Origin of the sequence: Streptomyces spiralis (assembly GCF_014654675.1) — a bacterium.
Classification (GTDB): Bacteria; Actinomycetota; Actinomycetes; order Streptomycetales; family Streptomycetaceae; genus Streptomyces; species Streptomyces spiralis.
This window is the reverse complement of sequence record NZ_BNBC01000173.1, coordinates 1-510: the sequence shown is the minus strand read 5'-3', so window position 1 is coordinate 510 and position 510 is coordinate 1. Positions and strand designations below refer to the sequence as shown.

The 510-nt window shown below is 64.5% G+C and carries 1 protein-coding gene; it reads right to left on the bottom strand.

What is annotated here, in order from left to right; translation table 11 throughout:
* A partial coding sequence (locus tag IE318_RS44590) for an alpha-amylase family glycosyl hydrolase (RefSeq protein WP_268256797.1) occupies nt 1-510 on the bottom strand: 510 nt, incomplete at both ends.

Below are 510 nucleotides of genomic sequence, written 5' to 3'. Positions count from 1 at the left end.
GCCATGTGGCATTCGTCGCCGCCGGAGGTGTAGTCGCCGAAGTAGTCGACGACGTCCTCCGGCCACTGGTTCGCCTCGGCGAGGAGCACCTTGTCCGGGTACTGGGTGTCGATCTCCTTGCGCACCCGCTTGAGGAACTCGTGGGTGGCGGGCAGGTTCTCGCAGTTGGTGCCCTCCTGCTGGTACAGGTACGGCACCGCGTCCAGCCGGAACCCGTCGATGCCGAGGTCCAGCCAGAACTTCAGCGCGGAGATCATCTCCTCCTGCACCGCCGGGTTCTCGTAGTTGAGGTCCGGCTGGTGCGAGAAGAAGCGGTGCCAGTAGTACTGCTTGCGTACCGGGTCGTACGTCCAGTTGGAGGCCTCGGTGTCGACGAAGATGATCCGGGCGTCCTGGTACTGCTTGTCGTCGTCGGCCCACACGTAGTAGTCGCCGTAGGGGCCGTCGGGGTCCTTGCGGGACTCCTGGAACCACGGGTGCTGGTCGCTGGTGTGGTTCATGACGAAGTCG